At 48.1% G+C, this 3,026-nt stretch carries 1 protein-coding gene; it reads right to left on the reverse strand.

The annotated features are described in order from the left end of the window. Positions 1 to 2,632, reverse strand: a 2,632-nt coding sequence (locus AB7U36_RS21615) for a chemotaxis protein CheB (protein ID WP_428161678.1), incomplete at its 3' end; no start/stop codon positions are given. Positions 2,633 to 3,026 lie beyond the last annotated feature (394 nt).

The raw sequence follows: 3,026 nt of genomic DNA on the forward strand, positions 1-3,026 counted from the left end.
TAAGCGTTGAATAGCACGTGTTGGCGATGACAATGCAGCTGTTTTTATCCAATACCACCATTGGGTCTTGGCCTATATCGAATATAGCCCGCACGAGTTCCCAAGCGTTTTCCGCTTCTTTTAATGAGTCTTCAAGCCGGTTATTGACTTTCTTTTGATCGTCAATGCTTGTAAACGTCATCACAGCGCCGTCGATTCGATTATCCCTGGTACGGTAGGGTATGATGCGCATGTTGAACCATCTCCCTTCATCGGTTTGCACTTCGGTTTCAACGGGTGTCAAATACTGCAGGACCTTTTCCAGATCTCTAATCATGTTGTCGTATTTCAGGTTACTGGCAACATGCCGGATAGGCCTGCCGATATCTGTGGGAATGAGGTTGACTATCATCGTGGCTTCAGGTGTAAACCGCCGAACCTGCATGTTATTGTCCACAAAAATATTGGCGATTTCCGTACTGTTCAGCAGGTTGCGCATGTCATCATGCGCTGCCGACAACTCTTCCACTTTGCCTTGAAGTTCGGCATTAACCGTTTGAAGCTCTTCGTTCAGCGACTGAAGTTCCTCCCTGGAGGAGTCCAGTTCCTCGTTGGTGGACTGCAGCTCTTCGTTGGCCGACTGGATTTCCTCATTGGTTGATTTGAGCTCTTCATTTGACGATTCCAGCTCTTCGATAGTCGTCTGATGACTTTCCCTGGTTGTCTGCAGCTCCCGTTCCAATTCAGCAATGCGCGTTGATGCAAGCGAGGAGTCATCTTTACCGGCGTGGTCCCCTGTTTCGTCCATGGATTCGGATTCGATATCCTCAAAAACCACAAGTAACCGTCCGGCAAGCTCATTGGGTTTCTTTAAAGGGCAAACATGCAGATCAATCAGTTGATAATCACCGTTGGTTTTTACAGACAGTCTTTTTTTGGTCACTTGAACAGCTGAGGATCTGGCAGCCCTCAGGGCGGCTGAGAGCTCTATGCGCAGCCCCTCACGCACCATATCCAGGATGTTGTTGGTGACAGGGCCGCTCGGTGTCTCAAGGTATTTACCGGTCCGACCCTGTATATTTATGATGTCGCCATTGCTGTTCGTAAGAACGGCAGTTGGGGCAAACAGCTCCAACACCACCTTTTGTGTCAGATAGCTGGTGTCGAACGCTTTGTTTTGAGGATTCGCAGCCGATGAATCCTGGGGAGGTTCCAGAACCAATGGACCCGTGGGAAAATTGACGATCTGTCGTATGGCTTTAGGCACTTCCCGACGCCTGAAAATTCGCCATTTTTTATTGATGGTTTCGAACAGATCCGTTGCGCTTCCTATGGTTTCTGAAGATCCCAGCATAAGAACGCCCCCCGGGATCAGTGTATAGTGAAACAGGGGCAGCAGCTTTTTTTGTGCGTCCGTATTCAGGTAAATCAGCAGATTCCTGCAGCAGATGAGGTTCAACCGGGAAAACGGCGGGTCCTTGATAACATTCTGGACGGAAAAGACCACACAATCGCGAATTTCCTTTCGTATACGGTAAAAATCTCCCTCTTGAATGAAGAAACGATTCACACGCTCCTCGCCCAGATCCGCTTTGATACTGCACGGGTAGACACCTTGACGGGCTTTGCTGATGGCCCGGTTGTCAATATCCGTACCAAATATTTGCAGGTTTATCCGGTTTGAAGTCTTGTCAAGGACCTCTTTTAATGTAATGACCAAAGAATACACTTCCTCACCGGTTGAACATCCCGGAATCCAGGCTCTGAAGGTGGCGTCAGGCATCAGGGTCTCTAAAAGGTCCGGCAGGACATCTGTTTTCAGCACGTCAAAGGATTCCGGATCACGGAAAAAACTGGTCACACCAATCAACAGCTCTCGAAACAGGGCGTCTGTTTCGTCGGGATTTTCCCTTAAATAGCGCATATAATCTTCGTGACTGCTGATATGGTTCAGATTCATCCGGCGGCTGATGCACCTGAGAATTGTATTGCGCTTATAGGATGAAAAATCATGACCGACATGTGATCGGAGAATGGCATAAATTTTATGTATCCAGCCATCTTCCTTAACGGGAAGCTGAGCCGGGATATCCTGGGACTGCCGGGCAGCGTGTGAAAAATATCGGATGAGTTTTTCAGGCATGTCCGCCGGAGCCATGATCATATCAACAATTCCGGTATTGATTGCACTGCGGGGCATACCGTCATATCCGGCCGAGTCCTCGGATTGAACAAATACAAGCCCGTTATGAACTTTGATCTCTTTAATACCCAGCGTGCCGTCTGTGCCCATACCTGACAGCACAATTGCAGCTGCATTTTCTCCCTGATCCTGGGCAAGCGACCGGAAAAAGTAATCAATAGGCAGCAGGCCCCTCTTTGTTGTCATATCCAGAAGTTGAATTTTTCCGTTGTAAACTGAAATATCCTTATTAGGAGGAATGACATATGCCCTGTTCGGCTCAAGGGGCTCTTCGTCTTTTGCGGCTGACACCGGAATTGATGTTGTTTTTTGAAGCAGTTCCGGCATAAGGCTCGGCTGGTTCGGGGTCATATGTACCAGAACGATAAAAGCCATTCCGCTGGTTGGCGGAACCTTTGTAAAAAATGCCTTTAATGCTTCCAATCCCCCGGCGGACGCCCCCAATCCCACAACAGGAAATGATTTTAGTGCTGATTTTCTTTCAATACGGCCGGTTGCTTTTTTCCCCTGGGTTTCATGCCTTTTTGATTTCGATTGCGACAATTGGGTTTTTATCCCTTTCTTTTTAGGCCCTGTAACCTATTTTAGTACTTCGCACTTCACTATACCAAAATTATAGGACGGCACAATATTTTTCCGGCCAGGGAAGTTTAAAATAAAAAGGGGGGATATCCTATCACGGATACGTTTGTCCGAACCCGAGAGCAGGAATCGCGTATCTACTCCTCCACGGTCCGATACCAGGCTATAGTTGCTCCGGAACCGGTTTGAATAATTGATCAAGGTGGGGCCGCCCGGGTCAGAACTCCCTTCTTCCGGCCCGGGTCGTATTTACACCAATGTT

It is taken from the genome of Desulfobacter sp. (assembly GCF_050177295.1).